At 35.2% G+C, this 23,391-nt stretch carries 11 protein-coding genes and 1 pseudogene; all 12 read right to left on the minus strand.

From position 1 onward, the window contains the following. Positions 1-4 precede the first annotated feature (4 nt). The 12 genes and pseudogenes from M014_RS0104515 to M014_RS0104570 all read right to left on the minus strand — a co-directional run bounded on the left by M014_RS0104515 (position 5) and on the right by M014_RS0104570 (position 23,382). A complete protein-coding gene (locus tag M014_RS0104515) occupies positions 5-1,609 on the minus strand; it encodes an ATP-dependent acyl-CoA ligase (protein WP_026590657.1) in 1,605 nt (534 codons plus the stop codon). 228 nt (positions 1,610-1,837) lie between these two features. After that, positions 1,838-3,568 (minus strand): sigma-54-dependent Fis family transcriptional regulator, encoded by a 1,731-nt coding sequence (locus M014_RS0104520; protein ID WP_026590658.1) that lies wholly within the window; start codon positions 3,566-3,568, stop codon positions 1,838-1,840. Between the two features lie 120 nt (positions 3,569-3,688). Continuing rightward, positions 3,689-3,832: pseudogene (locus M014_RS26380) on the minus strand (nucleoside triphosphate pyrophosphohydrolase); the annotation flags it as partial. A 114-nt stretch (positions 3,833-3,946) separates the two neighbouring features. Continuing rightward, positions 3,947-6,136: a hypothetical protein gene (locus tag M014_RS0104530; RefSeq protein WP_026590659.1), complete on the minus strand. Its 2,190-nt coding sequence runs from the start codon at positions 6,134-6,136 to the stop codon at positions 3,947-3,949. A gap of 431 nt (positions 6,137-6,567) precedes the next feature. Beyond that, positions 6,568-7,872 (minus strand): hypothetical protein, encoded by a 1,305-nt coding sequence (locus M014_RS0104535; RefSeq protein WP_026590660.1) that lies wholly within the window; start codon positions 7,870-7,872, stop codon positions 6,568-6,570. Positions 7,873-8,144: 272 nt separating this feature from the next. Next, positions 8,145-9,092, minus strand: coding sequence for a helix-turn-helix transcriptional regulator (locus M014_RS0104540; RefSeq protein ID WP_026590661.1), 948 nt, complete (start codon positions 9,090-9,092; stop codon positions 8,145-8,147). Between the two features lie 121 nt (positions 9,093-9,213). Next, positions 9,214-12,396, minus strand: a complete 3,183-nt coding sequence (locus M014_RS0104545) for a DEAD/DEAH box helicase (RefSeq protein WP_026590662.1) — start codon at positions 12,394-12,396, stop codon at positions 9,214-9,216. Positions 12,397-12,490: 94 nt separating this feature from the next. Beyond that, positions 12,491-15,037 carry a BREX-1 system phosphatase PglZ type A gene (pglZ, locus tag M014_RS0104550; RefSeq protein WP_026590663.1) on the minus strand — a complete coding sequence of 849 codons (2,547 nt, stop codon included), beginning with the start codon at positions 15,035-15,037 and terminating at the stop codon, positions 12,491-12,493. 117 nt (positions 15,038-15,154) lie between these two features. Then, the gene (pglX, locus tag M014_RS0104555; RefSeq protein WP_026590664.1) at positions 15,155-18,634 is read right to left on the minus strand and encodes a BREX-1 system adenine-specific DNA-methyltransferase PglX; all 3,480 of its coding nucleotides are present in this window, start codon (positions 18,632-18,634) and stop codon (positions 15,155-15,157) included. A 15-nt stretch (positions 18,635-18,649) separates the two neighbouring features. Continuing rightward, positions 18,650-22,207, minus strand: a complete 3,558-nt coding sequence (brxC, locus tag M014_RS0104560; RefSeq protein WP_026590665.1) for a BREX system P-loop protein BrxC — start codon at positions 22,205-22,207, stop codon at positions 18,650-18,652. A gap of 21 nt (positions 22,208-22,228) precedes the next feature. Beyond that, positions 22,229-22,774 carry a DUF1788 domain-containing protein gene (locus M014_RS0104565; protein ID WP_026590666.1) on the minus strand — a complete coding sequence of 182 codons (546 nt, stop codon included), beginning with the start codon at positions 22,772-22,774 and terminating at the stop codon, positions 22,229-22,231. Positions 22,775-22,785: 11 nt separating this feature from the next. Next, positions 22,786-23,382 carry a DUF1819 family protein gene (locus M014_RS0104570; RefSeq protein WP_231503897.1) on the minus strand — a complete coding sequence of 199 codons (597 nt, stop codon included), beginning with the start codon at positions 23,380-23,382 and terminating at the stop codon, positions 22,786-22,788. Between the last annotated feature and the right edge of the window lie 9 nt (positions 23,383-23,391).

Consider the following 23,391-nt stretch of genomic DNA (forward strand, 5'->3'; position numbering starts at 1 on the left):
ATCTTCAACTCGTTCTTTTAATAACATACCCCGCCTGCTCGCGATCCCAAGCAGTACCGATTCCTTCTTCCTGCAACTTAAACTTCTGAATCCGTTCCGTCGCGGTTTTTGGGAAAGATTCACGAAACTGAACGTATCGCGGCACCATGAAATAAGCCATGCGTTCTTGACACCAATCGATAATCTCTTCATGGGAAATTGTTTCCCCTTGCTTTACAATTACATACAATTTAACATCCTCTTCTCCCACTTCTGATGAAACGCCGATAGCTGCTGATTCAAGAACTTTCGGATGATTATTCACGACCTTTTCAATTTCCCAAGAAGAGATGTTTTCCCCGCGCCTTCTAATACACTGCTTGATCCGATCGCAAAAATATAAGTAGCCTTCCTCGTCCTGATAACCGCGATCTCCAGTATGGAACCAGCCTCCTTCCATCGCTTCCTCCGTTTTATCCGGCATTTTATAGTAACCTTCCATAAATGTTTGTCCCTGTAACGAGCGGATGAAAATCTCTCCGATTTCACCAGTCCGTACTTCATTTCCTTCCTCATTAACAACCCTCGTCTCTACGTAAGAATATGGTTTTCCGATAGAAGGTGGCTTATTAGCATTCAATGGATTCGTTACACAAAAGCCCGTCGTTTCCGTTAATCCGTAGCCTTCCACAATCCGAACGCCAAATCTCTCCTCAAATGGCTTCCAAAATTCCTTAGGCGTAGCGGCACAAGCCGTCACCCTTGCTGGATTTTCATAATCATTTTCCTTTTCCGGTTGTTTACAAAGAATCGGAATCATAGACCCTAAAGAATTGAAAATCGTTGCGCCATGACTGCAAATTTCATCCCAAAAGCGCGAAGCACTAAACCTCTTTCCAAGAGCAATCGTCGCATTTGAGGAAATAGCACCGAGTACTGTATGGGCTTGGGCGTTAATATGAAATAGCGGCAGCGCTGTAAATAAAATATCTTGCGAATTCGCGCCGACCATATAAGTAGCGAATGACTGTGCAGAATTGACATAAGCAGAATGACTTAACATGACCCCTTTTGGTAATCCAGTCGTTCCAGAGGTGTAAAGGATACTGTTGATTGAAGAGGAGGAAACAGATTCATTTGGAAGATAGTGATGATTTGTATGCAATACGTCTTTCAATCCGATTACTGGTCGTTCTTTACCGTTACCCATGGTGATTACGCTTTCATTATTATCGTGAACAATAATTCCAATTTCCCTTTGTATAAACGGTAAACAAGAAGCAATTTGAGGCACAAATTCTTTATCAACGATTATGAGCTTACAATCGGAGTGGGATAAAATATACTGCAATCCTTCTCCTTTTAAATGCACATTAAGAGGTACCGCAATTGCTCCCATAAAAGATAAAGCAAACCATACACCCAGATATTCAGGGTTGTTATGAAGCATAATACAAACCTTGTCACCTTTTTGAATACCGAGTTCACACAATCCCGCTGCAGCTCTTGTAATCCGGTGATAAAGCTCCTCATACGTAACCTTTTGTTCTTCAAATTGTAAATACACCTTATCAGGCGACTTCTCGATACTTTGCATAAGAAAATGTGGCAAACTCTGATTCTCAAGCACTAGATTCCATCCCCTTCCTATTAACATTCTTTTCATTTATATAGCAAGAGTTATGCCAAAAATCGACTCATTCCCCATTTCCTTATTCCTTAAGGGACAAGCCCCCAATTCCTCTTACATGTCCACCTTCACATGTCGCATTTATGCTACAAATAATAACAACCATGTCGCATTTATAAGAAAGCGTCGCAAAAACGCAACAAATAAAAAAAAGGGCCTATTCGCCCTTTACCCAATTCCGTACCTTTCTATTTTTCGATATAAGCTAGCCCGATGAATTCCCAAAAGCTCCGCTGCCTCTTTTCTATTTCCAGCTGTCTTTTCCAAAGCTCTCGCAATCACCCTTTTCTCAGCGGATTCCACTTCCACCTGCAGTGAATAGCTTATCTCGTTCTCCCCTTGATATCCCTCATGATATATCTCTTCTTCCAAATCCTTTTGCCGTAAATAAACAGGAAGGTGATGTACGTGAATAATCGTTCCCTCTACAACGTTCATCGCTCTCTCTAGCACATTCTCTAGCTCCCGAATATTCCCTGGCCAATCATGCTCCATAAAAATGTCCCTTACCCTGTCGTCCAACGAAAGAACGCTACTACCAAGCTCCTCATTCAATTTCCGAATTAAAAATTCCGTTAAATGTACCATATCTTCCTTTCGCTCTCTTAACGGAGGTATATCAATCGCAAACACATGTAGCCTATAATATAAATCCTCTCTAAATCCCCCTCTTTGCACCATTTCCCGGAGATTTCGATGCGTTGCCGCAATAAAACGGACATCAATCTTATGCGTTTTTGTGCCACCGATTCTTTCAATCTCTTTCTCTTGCAGCACGCGAAGCAACTTTACCTGCATGTCCAAAGACATATCGCCGATCTCATCTAAAAACAACGTTCCCTTATGAGCGAGCTCAATCTTTCCAGGCTTACCACCCTTTTTCGCTCCGGTAAAAGCACCCTCCTCATATCCGAACAATTCAGCTTCTAAAAGATCCCTCGGAATCGCAGCACAATTCAAGCGAATAAACGCACCATCAGCACGTGGACTCGCATGATGAACCGCATTGGCAAAAAGCTCCTTCCCCGTTCCACTTTCTCCTCTTATCAAAACCGTAGAACGGCTTTTCGAAACCTTCAAAGCCATAATTTTCACTTCTTCCATTTTCGCACTCTCACCTACAATACTTTGAAACGAAAACCGTCCTTCTTGCAGTCGCTTTAACTCAGTTTGATAGTATGATAACTTCGATTCCATCGCGCGAATCTGATCTGCCAAAGCTTTAAACTGCTGGATATCATGAAACATAATTTTACCAATCGCACCAATAACCTTCCCTTCCTTCATAATAGGAATACGATTTGCAATAACATTCTGACTATTAACACGCTGAATATGCCCAATCTCCACCTCTCCCGTCTTCACAATAACATGCATCCGCGTATTCTCAACAACCTCCGTACAATGCTTACCAATCGCTTCCTTCGGATCATCAATCCCCAAAAATCGAGCATAAGCACCACTAAAAAAATTAATGATTCCTTGCTCATTCACTCCTATAATACATTCAGACAGTAAATTCAAAGCATTTTCATATCGGCTAATAGCACTTTCCAAAGACGATATGCTTTTCCCCTTACTTTCTAGAATGACAATCGATCCGTCTTCTTTCCCGCCCTTATATACAGGAGATTCATTCACAGTGAACACTTGGTTGCCAATTTTACACTCGTATTGATGCAAACTATCATTTTGATTTACTACTAGCTGTTTACGAGTAGGAAGAATCATTGATATGTGCTTACCTGTTATTTCATTTTCTGTTTTGTTGAGCATGCTGCAGAATGATGGATTGCTGAATGTGATTGTTCCATCATGGTTTGTAACTGCGATTCCGTTATTTATTATCTGAAGAGCCTGGCTGGTTAATTGTAAATTTCCTCCTTCATCTATATTCATTTAGAAGCCTCCTATCAAATCGTACTCTTTCCCGCATGTTACATATATCCATTTTACAACACCTTGTGAAATACTTGGACGATTTCAAGTCAATATATGCTTTAGAGGTTAAGCTGGACTTTAGTCATCATATACCTCAACTAAAAAGATTCGCTCCTGAAAACCACCGCGTTTTTCTGCTTTTTGTTTCCGTACTTTTTCCACATCTTCAAGCGTTACACCTTCATGCTGTGCTCGTGTGTTTATGAGTTCTAATAGATCGGCTGGAACCATTAAGTTTTTCCACCTTTATTTTTATATAATACGTTACCTCTTTTAAAATTAACAAAAAAGAACAGGAAGACTACTCCTGTTCTTAATAAGGGCTTAATTATCATGTTAAAACTCTTTAAACCTTCTTGCTCGCTCTATTTTTTGTCGATTATTTTTCAAAGTTTCGTAGGCTGACTCTGACATCACCTGAAACTGCTCAGGTGTTATTATTTGAGTAATAGCCTTCGTTAATTCTTTTCCCTTATTAACACCTATTAATATACATAGGATTGGCTCATCTTCATGTACAACTCTCTCCATTAGAAAACGTTTACGTTCCACAGCATCTTTAAAAATTTTATTAGAGGCGTTAAGTAAAAACATCATAATAACTGGTAATTTATCTACCCTATCCTCTTTTTTATAATTATAAGCCACATATGGAGTCCATAGCTTCTGTTTATGTAATAAAAGCTTTTGAGTTCTAGAGCTAATAAATTCTCTAACGTTATCACGTGTCTCTGAATCTAATAAAAGTAGATACCTAGCAGCTCTAACACAGAGAGTATCTCTTGTATTATCTAATAATCTAATTAACTGCTCAAATATAGGATCCATTTTTTGCTTTGGCTTTTCTATTGGTCCGAAAAACACTTCAAAGAAATTCTCTGAATCCTCTTCTATAAATTTGTTATTAACCTTTCCTGCCATATACATATCTATTTCATCTCTATGGCTTGGGATAAAGACATCACTTGCTTCTATCTCTTTAAGCATTTCACTTATATGCATTGAGTAATCATTGTATTCAAAATATAATCCGATATGATCCAACTCATCATTCGTCTTAATGTGGGGATTTTTAGTTGCAAGACTTCTTTGATATAAATAGTTCATAAAAATGCTAGGCGAATCAAAAATCTCAGGATACACCCTTAAATCATTTATTGAAACACACCAAACAGGTAACGTACTTTCCTTAATAAATTCCGTTTTTTCAATTTGAGCAGCAATTTCATTGAAATCATCAAGAGTAACACAGCATGCCTGTATAAACTTCACATTATCAATAGCTTTGATAAGATTATAACGTTTTTTATTTTCTTTACTATAAATATCTATTCGATTACTACGGTTATACTCGTCAAATAATCGCAAGGATTGTTCATAAGGATTTTGTGCTAAAGCTTTCAATGATTTTTTATAAGCCTCTTCATCAGAAAATGGTGATACAGGTGATAACGCTCCTCCTTTTACCTCGACAATAATCATTACATCATCAAACAAGACTAAACCATCGCATTCACACCATTCATTCTTACCATTAGCACCAACTGGAGCCTTATAATATACATTCCTAAATATTTGAGCTGTTGGAAGCATTTTGTTAAATAATCTAAAAGGAATTTCTTCAGACACCCTTTGCTGAATCTCCCCAACAACATTTATTAGACTTTTATCTTGCTCTCGTAATGCACGCATTACCGATCTATAGAAATTATCCATTAAATTATTAACAGAAAAACAATAATACTTACCTTTAATACATATAAACGGTTTATATTTAATAGGCCTTTCTTTAAACATAACCTTCGACAGTTCATTTAAAAACTCAGCATTATCGCCAGGTTGTAAAGTCAATGCTTTTATAAATTCTATAGGCCAATTCGTAATCTTCTGCACATCAAAATAATCTGCTATTTTTAATATGTTATCTGGTGTTAATTCATATGCCTTCTCATCAATAAGGCGACGCATGAACTCTGTTGTTCTCAAGCGTTCACTTATTGCCATGAGTCCTTTCACAATATCCTCAGCAGATACATTAAAAATATCCCGAAAAACCTTGTCATATGGTAGGAGTAAATCCTGAAAATGATCTTCTTCAAAATAAGGGTATAACGTTCCCGATACATTTAATTGCATGCCTTGCGAATACTTAATTAGCTCATCCTTTGGTACTGTATTTACATACATGTTCGCAGTAACAAAAAGTTTCTCTACAGTATCTAAGAAAATCTTAAACTCGTCGGAATTTAAACCATCACCATTAACTGCAACGTTTGATGATACTATCATACTTTGTACTAAATCAATTCCCTTATCAAGTGAAGGATCAACATTCCCTTGTGCAGCATCTTCGGGATTCATAGCATGTTGAAGGAGATTAAATGCATACACGTGAATCAAAATTGATAACGGGTCAAATTTAGAAATCACACCCTGAATATTTACAAGTGATTTTATTATTTGTTCTTCTAATATATCTGGATCAAATTGCATTAATACATCAGGTAAATTGTTAGTATTGTTCATATAGCTATAACTCCCTTTATATTAATTGATAAAACATCTTTTCTATATCCTCTTTAAATATATCAAACAAAGCGGTACTATTTATGTCACATAAAAGAAATCACAGGAACTTTCTTCTTGTGATTTCTTTATAATGTATACTCCTTATTTATTTTAACTACATGTTGCAAATTTTCATTAATCGGGCCTGTTATTCTCCACAATCGTTTCACTAGGAAAATATTGCTTGATTCATGTATAAATCGTTACTTCTGATACAACATACTCGTCGTTTAATTCTTTAACAAATTAGTCTGGATGCTATAAAACAAGCATTGTTTAAGTCTTCATTAAATCACTTATTTGCCATATGGACACTTTCTCCTTGAAATTCATTGTAAGGGCTTAGTAAAGTTGTATCCATATAACTATATCAACTCCACTAAAACGCCCTATTTTACCTCTTCTTGCATATTCTCATCTACTTTATCTTTCTTTAATAACCAACCGATAAAAGATGTACTCAAAAAAATCATGGATGCAATTACAAAACACGCTATAGTAACAAAGTTTAATCTAATTGAAAACAACATTGTTACAACACTTAATAACATACCGAATATAAAACACGCTAATCCAAAATATTCCCATCTCTTTCTTTTTTCTAAACCTGTCTTTTTTGCTAACGCCAAATAAGCGAAAACACATAGTTTATTTATAAGAAAAATTAAAAATACAAATGATAATACATACTCTAAAACTCTCACAATAGGTCCTTCAAATTTAATAAATATGATCTTACTTATATAATTCATCCCAATTAAAATGATTAAACTAATACTTATCCATGCCATGAACTGAAAATAAAAACGTTTATCTTTTTTTATAGCTTTAAATTCTTTTATTACTTGATTAATCTCTTCAATCATTGATCTAATATGCCCTTTAATAGATTCCATTTTTTCTTTTCCATTACCAGCATAAATAACTATATTTTCTTCATACTTTGACAATTCAGGATCATGAAGTTTTTCGAACAATTTCTTGAAATAAGTGATAACTTGCAAGCACGCGGCAATTAAAAACAGAATGAATACATATGAAGCTATATCTTCATGTCCCTGTTTTAAATTATTTAGTACATTCTCTTTCGAAATAGCATAACTAATCCCGATATTAGCAATAATTAGCACCGGAGACATTATCAATTCGTTGATATCTCGTACATCTTTTTCCACCGGAAAGGAATAACACCCCGCCACCGCTAATCCAACAGATAGAATTATAGAATATATTTCAGCAATTTCACCATTAATACCGAATCCACTAAGAAACTTTAAAATCATGTGATACATGATATATATAGATACACCTGTAATAGCATACGGGACAAATATATGTTTTACAAAAGAACTCATTGTAGTGAATTTGTCTTTTATAAAAAATGCAGCTTTTAAGAATAGCATTGGTATATTTAATGTTCTTGATGATAAATTTAGAAATAGCATTACACCACTTAACACCACAAATATTTTAAAGGAAATGTACCAACTACTGTAAAAACTTTTAGTGAATACAGATAATACTACTGAAACAAATAGCGCGCTAATTACAGATAAAAACACACCAAATACGCCATTATACAATAATGTCACAATTAATTGATACTTCCATTTCCGTCCTTCATTATACACTCTGATTTTCTCAGCACATATCGCTGTCACTTCTAAAAAAGCGCGCTTAAATTCTCGAATCATTTTATCATCTCCTCACCATTATTCTCCATTTCCAAACTGATTCCACAATACAACCTAACTTTAATAATTTTTATTAATAACTTATAAATATATATTCATCATATCAAAAAATACGGCAATCATAACGTCACTTTTATCCCGAATTTTTATTTTCAAGGGATTTATTACCAAAAGAACTCCAGCTCATTCAAATATCTCTTTGTTGAGCTAGAGTTCTTTATATATCTACATGCAATAGTAAGTATAATTTATATTTTTACATAACTTTTCATTCAAAACGAATCATATAACTTCAACAACTCCCGCCCCTCTTCAATGATTTCCTCTCGCAGAGATTTCGGCTCTACTATTTTTACAGAAGCCCCCATACCCAAAATCCACTTCTTTATCGATTCTTTCCCACTCATTGTCGCGCGAAAGCATATACTCTTATCAGTGTTATATTCAATCATTTGATTTTCTCCCCAAATTGATTCTGGTACAGACACAGAAAATGGTGGATAAATAAGTAACTCTATCTCCAGCGGTTCATTCATAATCCCGAACCTCGGGAACTCCTTCCGAATATCAAATTCCTCAGGGATTGTATATGTATCATAAATTATTCGAATATCTTTCATTCGGGACAACTTGAACATGCGTGTGTCTTTTCTCCGATCACACATAGCAATACAGTAAAAAAATTCATTGTAATGTACAAATCCATATGGAGCAATAATGCGTTCAGATCTTTCACCAGATCGTTTTTCATACTGAATTTTCACTTTACATCTTGTACCAAATGCTTCTTGTAACTGTAAGTATTTTCGATTCTCATCTGAAAACTCATAGTTTGGTCTGGAACGCTGAACAAAATAAATGTGACGATCTCGATCTTTTTCCAACTTTCGTAGTGCTTTTAGCTTATCCAATGCTATTTGTGCATCGTCTGAATAAATTGCATTTCCTTTAGATAACAACTGTTCAATTGCAAATGTTAAAGCACGTAATTCTTTATGAGACAAATTTCTAATTGGGAATAAAGATGTATTGGAAATATAGTACCCACCCCCACGTCCTCTTTCACTTTCAACAAAGATCCCTGCTTTTTCAAGCTCCTCCCGATAAATGCGAATCATACGTTCCCTAACTTCAAGCTCATCTGCGAGTTCACTAATCTTCATTTTCCCCCTGGCGTGAAGAAGCTCTATCATACGGAGAACATTGCTTAATTTGCTCATAGTTTCCTCCCTTTTAACATCACTATCAAAAAATTAGAAAAGAGAACGCACGTTGTTCTCTTTTCTAAAAAAACATCTAGTTTTAAATCCCCTCACGTATATACTGCATTATTTCTAACTTTTATCCTTTCCACTTACACTCTTTTACAACTTGATTATTTTGTATAACATACGTATAAACATCAAACGGTAATTCTTCCAAATCTTGCTGGTGGTTAGCTGATAAAGCGAATCTTTCATCAGCTGTTAAAACAATACAACGTGGATTTCCATTTGCATCTTCACTCATAAAATCTATTAATGATAGATTAGAATATACTTTGACATTTTTACGATGCTTTATCTTCTCATATTCTGTAATCATTTCTATATAATCGCTCGATAATAAGCGATAAGTATCTTTGCTTTTAGGTATCAACATTACTTGCATCACTTTATGAGGTGGCATAACGTTTACGTTTCTCTCTCGTTCTACTTCTTCAAGACGACTTTTACGACGGTCTTCAATATCTAGTAACTGTGCTTTCATCTGATTAATCAATGCAGAGTTACGATTATCGATATTTTCATTGCGATATTTTTCTAACTTGTCCATTGTGTTTTGATATTGTGAATCAAACGCACGGCGTAAAAATTGCATCTTTTTATTCAACTGCGTTTCATTCGTTGTCGCAAACTCTTCTCGCTTATTCATGACATGAGTCATCGCCTGCATGAATAAATTAGCTCCTTGCTCTGCCTTAGAAATTGCTGTTTCAAACGAAGAACCATATAACCAATATGAATCTAATTCTATTATTTCTCCATTTTCTCTTCTCGCAAAATACACAATATCTTTATATAGTTCTCTTCCTGTTCCATCTGTTAATCCAATTTCGTATCCTTCAACCTCTAGTCTCTCTTGAATCGAAAACGTGATTTCATAATTAGGAATCGCCAATCCTTCTGTCTCTTCTCTCATAAGCTTTAATGATAAAGAAAACAACGGATTATCATTTAGGATCAGTGACACTGCATCATCCATATATTTTTCTTTACTTGTAAAACGATAGGAATCCTCTTTTCCTTTCAACGGGATGCGATGCTTTCTCGCAAATTCATGAATAGATTTTGGAATTCTCTCAATACGATACATCTGATTATTTTGTGAAGGATATACTCTAACTCTATGATCACTTAACGTCTCAGCAGTAAAATCTGCATACACTCTCATCGGGACCTTTTGTACTGCAATCTCATATTGTTCGCGCTGCATACCAGGTAAATCAATGCTATCCATCGCAAGTCGCTCTTCTTGAGCAATCCTTAATAACTCTACATATTCTTCAGACAAAGCTTGGTCCATCTCTTGTTTTATATCTTCTAATCGCTCTCGATTGAGAACTGCATGCTGCATAAGTGTAGGTAAATCTATCATTCGATCTTCGAGGCGATCTCCTATAAAATCGTAAACAAGGTCTTGTCCTAAATCATTTTTCATTTTGTCCATTTTTACTAAAAGAGTATGTAGTACGTCACCTTCACGCGTATTGCCAGCCACTAAGTTAAATACGAACACTTCATTTTTTTGTCCAATACGATGTATACGTCCCATACGCTGCTCTAGTTTATTTGGATTCCATGGAATATCATAGTTCACCATTTGATTACAAAACTGTAAATTGATAGACTCTCCACCTGCATCCGTCGCAAGCATAATTGGATAATCGTTTCGGAACAGCTCCACTTGTCTTCGTCTTTCATCCATAGAATACTTCCCAATAATCTTAGCAATATGTAATCCATGTGCAGCCAACCGTTCTTCCAAGTAGTGCAACGTATCAGTTGATTCCGTAAAAATAAGAATCTTTTCACCTTTTTGTAAAAGGCCGTCTGTACCAAACAGGGTATTTTCAAGCTCTATGTATTTACGTTCAACATAGTTTTGTCTAATATGACCAGAATAGTGAATGAGACGTTCTAATTCCATAATCTCTACTTCCAGTTCGCGTGGATCAATTGTATCTATACTCTCTTCACTATTTTGCTCCAACAGTTCTTGTTCTTCCAGTGTTGCTTCCTCATAATCTTCAACAGATATATCAACAAGATCAACCTGGTTTTGCTCCGTCTCTTCTAACAATGTTACCAATCGTTGATGACGACGTACTAAAGATAAGTGAACCGCCTCTATAGAAGAACTTAACCTTCTTTGTAATAGCATCATCGCAAAAGCAGTACTGTTATTTCCTCGATTCATTGCGCGATTAAAATGTACCTTTACATACTCTGTCACAGTTTCATATAGTTCTAATTCTTTATCTGACAAATCGTATTTTATTGTTTTCGTTGTGCGCTTTGGAAATAAAGGTGTACCATCAAATTGTTTCAAAGTTTCTTTTAATCGCCGAATAATAAACGGATTCGTTTTATCACGTAATGTTTCTTTTATTCCAATAGAAGAGAAAATATCCGGATCAATCAGTCGCATTAAATGACGAAAGTTTTCTACATCTCCTTTATGAGGTGTCGCGGTCAATAACAAAGCATGTTCACTATGCCGAAGAATTACTTCTCCTAACTGATAGATCTTTGTGCGTTTCGTTTTTTTGTTTTTACTGCCTGTTGTATAGGCTGCCATCTTATGTGCTTCATCTACAATAACTAAATCAAAGTCGGCTTCCATCACAAGACTTTTAATGTCATCTCTTGCTGCCCAATACAGGGAAGTTAATATACAGTTTTGTTCAACAAATGGATTTTTACCGCTATATTCCTCTAAAGTACGACGCGTCACAATCGTAAACTCTTCTCCAAACTTTTCATATAGTTCTTGCTGCCATTGTTTTAATACTAATGGAGGCACGAGAATTAAAACCCGATCTGCACTTCTTCTTGCTTTCAATTCACGAATCAGCATTCCCGCCATAATGGTTTTCCCTGCTCCTGGATCATCTGCAAGTAAAAATCGTACAGTTGGTACCTGCAGCATTCTTCCATAGACCGCTTCAATCTGATGTGGAAGCGGAAGAACATTTTTATTTCCCAATGCACGAGACTTCGAAAATTTCCGATCAATTAAAAATTCCTGATATAACATATAACGCTGTAATTGCTTTGGAGATAGCAAAAGTTTTTCAGGTGAAGCATTTAGTTTTTCAATAGATTGCAATTGTTCTGGAAGTACAATTACTTGATAGTACTTATTGCTGTCTTTTCCGTATGCCTCAACACGATAAAGACTGCCATGTATATCTTCACATCTTTTTACTTCTACTATCTCGGGCCATAGCGGACCTTTGACAATATCGCCCACCTCTAACATACGATTCCTCCTACCAGTAACATTTCTATATTTTATTATAGCAAAAAGAAAAGACCTTCCAATGTTAGAAATAATCGGAAGGCCTTTTACATATTTAAACACTATATAACTTCAATTCATACTCTTCTTCTTTATACAATTCTGTCGTACGTCCTGAAACATCTTCTAGGCGCAGTACACAAACATCACCAGTTTTATAACGATCTTCAAGGAGATGGAATACAGCATCCGTCTGACGCTCTGCTACTTCTCCTTTAGAATCAAACATAATTGTTAATTCGTTTGAAATACGCTCATTGTTGCGATAGAATGCTACACGCAACGTTCTTGGATATAACTCATTTGACACTTTTTCCTCTTGAAAAAATGGCACGATAAATTGATAACTTGTAATGACTTTTTGAATGGAAGCAACTCGAACATCTACAAGTTCTTTTTCTGTCTTACGTGCCTTTCCTTTTAACTGACGATACTCAATTAAAGGAACTATACTTTCTTGTGGCATTGCTCCCCCGTGAACAAAGCGCAATCCACCACCAGCCGTAAAACGATTTAATCCTTTCGTAATAACCGCTTCTTGTTCTAACCCTAAGTAATTTAAAGAAACTTTTACTGTTCCCTCAGGCTCTATTAAATCTTTCCCAATAGCAAATCGACGATTCTTATCAAAAACATCACCTTTTATACTTTCTGTTTTTTGATATTTTTCTACCTGTGAAGATTGATATAAGAAGCCATGATCACTTGTAATAAAAATGCGTCCAGCTTCATACGTACCAGTCAGCTTTCGAACAGCAACCTTCACACGTTCTATCGTATTTTCAACAGCCTCATACGTATAACCTTCCGTTTTACCAGAATCACCAATCGCATCGATATTGTCATGATATAAATAGACAACGCGTTTTCCTTTAATTAACCCTAATCCCTCTTCCTTACTTAATCCAATAAACTCTTCCATTTTTAATGCAACAGAATCGGGTTCACGAGATTGTAAAATCTTATTTCGATTTATTAATCCTCTTGTAGAAAATCCATCTACATAAACAGTTCCATCACTTGCAATATCAGATATTTTGCCAGGTAATAACGCAGCCATTCCCAGTTGCGTATATGTAGGAAGCGATGCTTGCATTGGGAGTAATCTTACTTCCGTATTCAAACGTTGACTAAAACTATTTGTCAGCTCTTTTCCAATTTCATAACGAAGTGCATCAGAAATGATCACAAAAATACGCTCTCTTGACCCTTCCACAAGCGGACGGATCATATAGCGATAAAAGTTTTTCTGCTGCATAACATCAGTAACTGGCCAGTTCTCTTTTAATTTAGCCTCTACTATCTCATCTGTATAACGGCCTAACTCCACTAAATACTGATTTTCATACCAAAACGTTAATCGCTCCAATAACTCACCATATTCGTCTAAATTAGACTCATTTACATAATGTACTTGAAGATGGCGGTATGCTTGATCGACATTGTAATATTTCTCTGTATAAAACGTAAACCACTCTTCTTCACTCTTTGGTGCATCATCACGCTCAAATATAGATCTCCACTCATATACACGAAGAGCCTTCTCTAATAGTTCATACTCTCTATGAAAACGAGTCTTATACCAATAACTCTTACTTCGTTCCGTTAAAATACTCTTCCATTCCGTTATCACAATTGTTTCATTTAAAAGAAGTTCATGTAAAACATCAAGAATTTTACGCTCTACTACTGCAAACGTGTCACATCGAAGAAAAGCTTGATAAGTGTACTGATCCACTGATTGTGCTACACTCCATTTTTGTTCTAATATGTCTAAAGTTCCTTCTAATACATTTCTTTCTTCAGACTTTAACCAATCCTCAACAAACACTTTACATATATTCGGAACTGTTGACTCATACTTAAATGCTAGTAACTTCTCATCCAAGTATGCAGCATAATGCTGAAACACGATCGTTTCCATAATTTGAGCTAGACGGTTACTTTCGTGTTTAGAAATCCCAAAATACTCTTCAATGAACGTATAAAATACTTCTGTATCCAAATACTTAGCAACTTGCTCAAGTACTTCGTTTGTATCAGACAAACTTCCACCAGCTACAACACTTTTTAAAATATCCTGTGGAGTAATACTTTTTGCATTACATAACACAGCCAGCATCGTTTGCTTTACTTGATCAACTGTTGGCTTATTAGGAAGCAACTTTTGAAATTTCGCTACACGTTGCTTATTATCAAAGAATTTCGTATGTTTTTCTAAAAACGGACGAATTGCAAGATGATCTAAACGTAATTCTTTCATTCGAATCGCAATCACATCAGCTTGAAACTCACCGTAACTTCCGCTATATAACAAAATATCTAATAAAAAGTTTTCTCGATCCTCTGGTTTTGGAAATGGAGCATAAATTAAATATGAATTATCCGTATCTTCCTTCTCCAATAAAACCTTTGTGCGGAAAGCATTATGTTCGTCTAAATAATGCACTTGAATATTTTCATGTTTGAGTGCTTCTTCTATTTCTGTCTCATCGCGATCTTCACTCTGTGCATCATACCAAAACACAAGTGAACGATTCGCACCTTTATTTTCTTCTTGTTGTTGATGAAACAGTCGAAGTAACTCTTCTATGATATTCATCAGTCACCAACTCTCACTAAACTTATTGTCCAACTCCTAGAATAAAAAAGAAAAGGACGATTGTAAACAACTCAAATAAAAAAATGGATAGAGAGCACGCTCTATCCATTTTTATTATTATTTAATCTTCGCAAGCACGCTCTCAATCTTCTTGTAGTTTACAACTACTCCATCATCTAAATCAAGTGCAATACGTTGATTTGCAAGTTCAGCCATTTTCTTATCAAAATCAATAAGCTCGTCTTGCTGTGCTTTAATTGTTGTTAACTGCTTATTATACCGCTTCTTCATCGCAGCTGTTAAATCTGGATTTACAAGATCTTGTTCTAAACGTTTTTGTTCTTGGCTCAATTTCTCTTGTAAATTCTGCACATAAGAGAAACGCATTGTCGCTAATGTTTCTGGTGTATAACGATGCAAGTAGAACAACGCACGGAATCCTTTCTTCTTACCTGAATCCGCCATCCAGTAAATTGGGCGTTTTTGATAAATCTTGTAGTGATCATTATAAAACTCATCAAAGAAATAACGACGAAGACGCTCAACAGGCGTTTCGTTATTTTTCATTGTAAGTGACTCAGCTAACCAACGAAGGTTCTCTGCAAGCGTATCTTGTCCAAACATAATAACCAATAATTCTTGCAAACGGGTTACAACATCATCTTCAAAATACTCTGTATCTGTTAATGGAATAATCCCATCAGAGTCTGGTTGGAATACCTTATACTTACTAGCATCCCACTCTCCACCTGCATACGATAAACCTTCTACATCTAATGAATAACGCCCCATCATAAGACCGACACAATAAGATAAGAAGGATTTTGCATCACGGACACGGTCAGCGCGGCGGACTGTTACCTCTTCATCTGGTACCTCTGATGTTAGTTCGTCTTGTAATCCATACAACTCAATGAAGATTTTGTTTAGTTCTTCTTCATTTCTCTGGAGTTGGCGAAATTGAGTTTCGGCATAGTATTCCCAATTTACATAGCATTGCTCTAATGTTCTAGATTGTTCACAATAAGTCAAGAAAGGATGTTTTTGAAAATCCCATGATGTTTCAAAAGCATTCCAATCCCGCTTTGATATTGAAATATTTTTTAAAACTTTACCGTTTACACTACTTTTATCCTCCATCAAAACAATTGGTAATCTTTTTAAATCACCTACCTGAAAGCTTATAGTCGGGTTTAAATATTTAAGAAATTCCCTAACAATCTTACTAGTTATAAATCCACATATATATAATAATTGTTCTTTATCCTCGATAAATAAAGAAGAACCTTTTATATCAAATAAAAATCCTTGTGGCGTATATCTTGCTCCAAAATAGCTAGAACTTACATCTGACCATGATATACATTCTCTAAAATAGAAAGGACTATTTTTTATAGTTCTTGAATAACTTTTATATAACTTAGCTGCATACTCTTTTACTTCCTTACCATCTTCTCCCCAGTTAATTACATATTCTTGGTTTCCATACCATTTTCTAAAGGTACCTCCCTTATTATATGGAAACCATTTTTCTCCACCATCTAATGCTGAAGAAGCGTTGATATAATTAAAACCTATCTTATTGCAATCTACTTCCTGCCAATATCTTAAAAACCTATTGTTATCACTTGTAGCCATACCTTGACGAGGTGCAGCCATATCCTCTAATTTTTTATTCTCAGAAAATATGTTTCTTATGTTTTGGGTTGCCCAATAAGCAATTGGCGATCCTGGAATCTCTATGAATTTTTTACTGTTAGTAGTATAACGATAATAAACGTTAGATTTCACAGCCTCTTTTACTTTTATAGATTGTATATCTGCACCTTTAAAATCTTCTAATCTAATGTATTCTCCTAAAGGTAATTCCGCCTGATTTTGAATTACAAATGTACAAATTGGTACAGTCGCTTCTGTAAAAGCAGAATACTCTAACTGAACCAAACTAGATATATTTTGATTATTAATAACATACCTTCTTAAATTCTCATGACTTGAGATAAACATCCAAGTAAACGGTGTCATTAATCCGGCAAAGCCATTTTCTACTGTCATTTGACTACATTGATATATAAAAGCAGAATATAAATCTAATTTATACTCCTTATAATTATCATTCATAAACTTTTTTAATATTAGATTATATTTATTATGATATGGCGGATTCGTTACCACCACTTCATATTTTAAAGCTAGTAAATATGCCTGATCTAATAAAGGCCTTAATTTCTCTATTAATTCAAGAATATAAGCTTCCTCTAATAAATCTGTTGTATCTAAGTTATAGGATTCGATGCATTTGATATATTCCAAGTATACAGAAGTGACTTCTCTAGGAACGATTAGTGACCCAAACTGCTTTGCATTTTCAAATTGCTCTTGCAAAGAGGTCACCCAGCTAACATCTCCTACTTTTTCTGCAAAGAACGCCAATGCTTCTTTAGAAATTTCTTCACTATCTACAAATTCACGAATATTTAACTTTAGATCGTTTGCTTTTTTTAAGAAACGGCGATATTTCTCCTGCCCCTTCATCATTAATGCAAAGCTTGCCATTTGTACTGCACGTTTATCAATGTCCAGACCATATAAATTCTTTTCAATAATTAATCTTGGTATATCACGTTCCGAGTATCCTGCTTCTAAATACATATCATATAATAAATCAAAAGCATAAACTAAGATATGTCCTGATCCACATGCAGGATCAATTACCTTTATTTCTTCCAGAGCTGTAACATCTGGGATAGGTAATTTCTCAGATGATTTGAGATAATATTCCCACTCTTTTACAAGGTTGTTCTCTGGCCTCCACTCATCGTACAGTTTCCCTAATGAATTTTGTACCATATATTGTACAATCCATTTCGGTGTGAATAACTGAGTAACAACAGGTAAATCTTCTTTTTTTACAGCATTATTTTTAAGCCCACCAACCTGTTCCTTTTTCTCCGACATATAAAATTGATAAAGCCACCCGATAACCTCAACTTCTTGAAAATCACCTTCGTCTAACTCACTCACTAATCTATTAATTAATGAGTCTGCATGCAATAAAGACTCTGGCAATAGTAACTCTGTATAATCCGCTAATTTCTCAAATAAAAACGGCATAATTTCATTTAGTTCATTACACTGCGCCACTAGCAACTTACGAAACGCCTCTTCACGATTTCCTTGCGCTAATAAAGAAGCTACTTCTTCTTTATTCACAAGTAGATCCGTATATTGATACTCCGTTAAAATATCCGGATCTACTTTCCCTTTCGTTTCACTAGAAAGTACACGCACTTTTGACAGAAGATAGTTATGTACTTCCATGTAACGAATTGCAATCAAACGGTTAAACCACGTATATGCTACTTCCTCAATTACATTATCATAGCCTTTTGTTTCAATTTCTTTTAGCAGTTTTTGAATACTGTTTTTATAAGTTGCTGGATATTTCTTTCCGTTTATTTCTACATAGTCCGCACCTGTTACAAGCACAGGAGAGCCTTCGGGAATAATCCCAAAGGCTTGTGCTCGTAATGCGATTTGTTCACGAAGTTCATTGCGGGCATAGACTGCAAATTCTTTTAATGCTTTTTTATTCATCGCATTATGTCTCCTTTATTTCTTAATCATTACTGTTTTTCTTTGATTTAATTCTTTACTTACTTCATCTTCAAGTTTTTTCAACCATTGTTTTAAATCTTGGCTGTTTTTAATTTCAAACTGACCAGTTGGTAATGAAGCAGATATCAACTGTGAGATATTCATTTCCACCGTTTCAGTTTGGTCATTATCATCTTGATCGTCTCTATACTCTTCATATAGCTCTCGAACTTTCTCTTCCAAGCGGCGATAGTCATTGTTTGCCATTTGTGTATATGTGTACACACGAGAAATACTTTCAAGGTCTTGCATTTGCTCTATACGTTTCTGTAATTCGGCTATTTTCTCCTGAACTACTGCTTTGATAGAATCAATATCTTCATAGCGTGTTTGTAAGCTCTCCACTTCAAAGCGAATCGCCTCCATCTGCTCCAATTGTGTACCAATTTCCCGTTTTACAAAATCCGAAAGTCCTTGTTTCAATTGCTCATTCAAAATTGGCAAGTTAGGAATCTGCTTGTATGGATTATCACTTGTTAAGATATTTACAATGCTATTCTTCACCTTTTGTACTTCTGCATCATGCTGTGCTACATCTAAATCATCTCGGCGTTCTTTCAAGACGCGTACACTTTCATCAAAATGACGAATCGCATTACCATTATAGAAAGAGTTCAAATGTTGTACATCTTCTAACCAATCTTCTAAATCCTCATCAAACTCAATAAACTCTTCTACAAAGTTTTCTTGTTTTGTAATAGCCAATAAATCTACAATGCTATTTTTAATTTTAGAGAGTGTAATACCCCCCGGATATGGATATTGCTGGTCTTCACGTTGCTTCGTACGCTGCATATCTCCGATTGGTTCCATGAAATATTTTTGAATTTGATCGCGAATGTTTTTCGCAACTTCATCGTACGTTTCACCAATATCATAGAAGTTGAACAGTTCACGCATTGTTTCTACAACTTCTTTACGCACACGTGGTGGTATACCAATTTGCGCCTCAATAACGACTTTTTCTCTTTCAGAAGCCTTCGTGATTCGAGCGATAAACTGCGAGTTCGTTGTATCAAAACTTTCATTTAAGTACATCAGCTTAATTTTTTTATTATAGAGAGCTGCTGCAACCATACCTGCAATATCATTTTCGCTCCATCCGTACGGTACATCTTTAAATTTCTCTACTAACAATTTCATTGTAACAATTTGTCTCCCGCGACTTTCCTCTAAGAAGCGAACTACTGTGTCATACGCTAGATGATTTTCAAATGTACCGTCTAATCTTGCCGGAAGTCCTTTTGTTGCCCAATCAAAAACCATGTCATTTGCATTTTTCACAGGTACCGGTTCATCAATATAACTTAAATAGCTATACGTATTTCGAACTAAAATCTCAAATGCACTTTGCAATTGGCTTTCTAATGTACTCTTAAATTCGTAATCTTGTCCTTGAATAAAGTATTTTGCGTTTGTTGCTGCTTCTGCTAATGCTTCTCTTGCTTTCTTTTCAAACTCACTAATTTGTTGACGCTTTTCGTCTAATACTCTCTTTTGCTTCTCTGTTAAGCTCGTTGAAATCTTTTTATTAGCAAAGGCTTGAATCTTTTGTGCGTATTCCATCGGTTCAAAGAACTTTTCTGCATAGTGATCTGGAATATACATAATCATTGTTCCGGAATTTGCATCTGCGCGAGCTTGTTCTTCTGAAACATCACCTGTATACACTTGAAGTGTTAATGCATTTGTTTTCCCGCCACGATTATATGTGTCAAACGCCTTATTAAATTCAAAGTCATGCGTTTTTTGGTAACGATATAATTTCATCTGTACGATTTCTTCATAGAATACTCTACCTAACGCATCTACCACATTCGCCTCGTTTACATGCTCACTTTGAATTTCACGGTTAATTTCTTGCTCATCATCACTTAAGAAAACAAATGTACGATCTGCATTTTCTGCGATAAGCATTTTTTGGCGAAGACGGTATAGTGATTGTTTTACGTTTTTTTCCAATTCATTTTTAATGCAGTCTACGCTATCTACAAGCAATGTTGTAATATTTTCAACAGTTGCTTTTACCTCATCAATACCTTTAATCATGAATAATATTTTAAGCACTTCCACATCAAATTCAGTAATACCGTCACGTTTGCCAGCTTCAATAATCGTAGATGAAACAGACGTGCTTAAGAAACGTTTAACCGTTTCATAGAATTGAGAGAATCGTGCTAATTGGTTTGTATCTTCATCTTTTAACTGAATCGCAACTTCTTGGAAGGCATTCAATAAAGAACGTTCCCCTTGTGATAAGTGAGCACCTGCTTCTCCTTGTCGGCGAACCTTATTGAATACACGTTGTAATAACTCTACTTGATACGGAACGAATGGATAAATAGATGCATATTCATCTGCATGTCTGAATCCATTTTGAAGAACACATTTATCTTTTTCAAACGTTAATGTGTTGTTTAAACTTTGACCAATTTGATCAAAATCAATTTGTAAACGATCTGCTGTTGCTGCTGTTTTTTCTAAAAGACGACGTTTAATAACTTCGTCTGTGTTCGAACTTGTAAGATGAATTTTTGTCGCAAATCGACCTTGGATTTTTGAAAACTTCTCCATTCCTTTGATTTTTGTTACAGCATCGATTTGTTCTTGAGATGTAACAATGACCCAAACCTTTCCGTGACAATAGTTACCCAAATCTTCTGTTACCGTTTGAAGATTTAACATTAGATCAGAATCATCGCCAATATACTGCCCAACTTCATCTACTAAGAACGTAAGTCTATAATCTTCACCTTGACTCTTCACATGATTAGCAACTAACTTAGCAAAGTCATCCGAACTCATTTCAAAGTTCTTATTAGAAGCAGCTAACACAGATTCTGCTGTATCTTGTGTATATCCTAACTGCGTTAACGCCTCAATAAATGATTTTTTCTTAAATAACAAACGAGCTCGGCTATCTACCCATTTTGTATCGTCTATCTCTTCAAAACGCTCAACAAACTGACTATAGATACCTTCTTCTGCTAATTGTCTTTCCAAATTAGCAATCCATGGTGTGGAAGAGTAACCTAAGTGTTCATTAAACACTTTTAAGAACACATCAACAATCGTTGCTTTTTCCTTTTTTCCACCCGCTGATTTAGAATCCACGTTGAATAAAATCGATTGGCTCGTATAATTTGCAGATTGCTGAAGAATATTTAAAAGCTCCTGATCATCAGTCTTCTCCACAAAAAAATCTACAGCTCGCTTGCCATATACTTTTTCATTATTTAATAAGTACGATAGAATCTTTAAGAAGTGCGATTTACCAGATCCGAAGAAGCCAGAAATCCACACACCCATTTTCGTTGTTTGATTATTAAAGCTATATGCATAATTTTTAAAGAAATAAGCCATATTCTCGCTAATTTCTTTTGTCATAACGTATTCTTCTAATTCATCTTGAATAACATCTTCATCTCGCTGTCCTGCCTGGACAACACCATTAATTTCACGATCAATTTCTTTTTTAAATAATTCTTTAATTGTAAAAGAGTCCTGTAACATACTTGTTTCTCCCCTTATTCTCTATATCGAAAACGCACGATAGTATCCATTTGATTCAAAACGATTGAATAAGCTCAACCCTTGTCCCGTATACTCTCCTGGGTAAAACATAATAATTGGTGTATTTGTTACTCTCGCATGTAATTGGTTTAAAAGTTCTTGTGTACTTACAAGTTGAAAGACACTGCCTATGCCTGTGACAAATACCATTTGTGCATCTTCAGCCTCTTCCCCAATTCGTTCTACCAATTGCTCTTCTTCTAACGTTGGAAGAATTGCTTCGAATAATTCTTTCGTTCCTTGCTCTTCTTCAAATTGTTTTAATCCCTCTATACCACCAATGTCTTCAAACAGGTCAATGATCATGTCAAATAAATTTAAAACCTTTACGTTAACATGCATTTTATCTGCAAAATATTTCACTGAATTTCTAACCATTAATTCGTATTCAGGATTGTAATCAAACACAAAATAAGGGACTTCATTTCCAAGTCCACGCATTTCTAAAAAGTCATCTTTTTGAATTTCTTCAAAAAAATGATTCAATTTCTTTTGAATTATTTCCACTTATACCACCATCAGTCATTTAATGTAAGAATAAGCAAATCATTACACTCGGGATTATTCTCCACATATTCCCGCAGCTCTTTACTTAGCGGAATCGATTTAATTTCATACTCATTTGCTTTTTTTAAAAGGAGTTCTCCATCCACTAAGATCTTTAATGTAACTTGCTTTAATTTGTACTTCGTTTGACCCGTCCAATTTCGAACTTCTTCATACTGTTGACCTTTTTCTTCAAAAAAGGTCATGACATTGCCTTCTGTCACCGTATTCTTAAAGCGCTTTAAGTTATAATGAATCACTTCTAATACAAAATCCCGTGGAAACTTAAAATACTTCAAAAATGCATATAACAAAATAGCATTATTATCGGAACGTGAACCATTTACTAACATCCCACGCAATGTATCATCCAACTTTTCCGATCTTCTATACACACGCGGAAAAATATCTTTCATTGCCGCCTCACTACGGCAATGAAAGAGGTTCTCTTCAAATACTTTATCTTTAATATCTTGCTTTGACATCCCTTTTAATTGTAGGTCTGCCACAATCTTCACTTCATTACGATATAAATGCTCGGCTGTAAACCCGCCAGAATATACTTTCATTTCTATATC

This window comes from Bacillus sp. UNC437CL72CviS29 (assembly GCF_000482345.1).
Lineage (GTDB): Bacteria > Bacillota > Bacilli > Bacillales > Bacillaceae_G > Bacillus_A > Bacillus_A arachidis.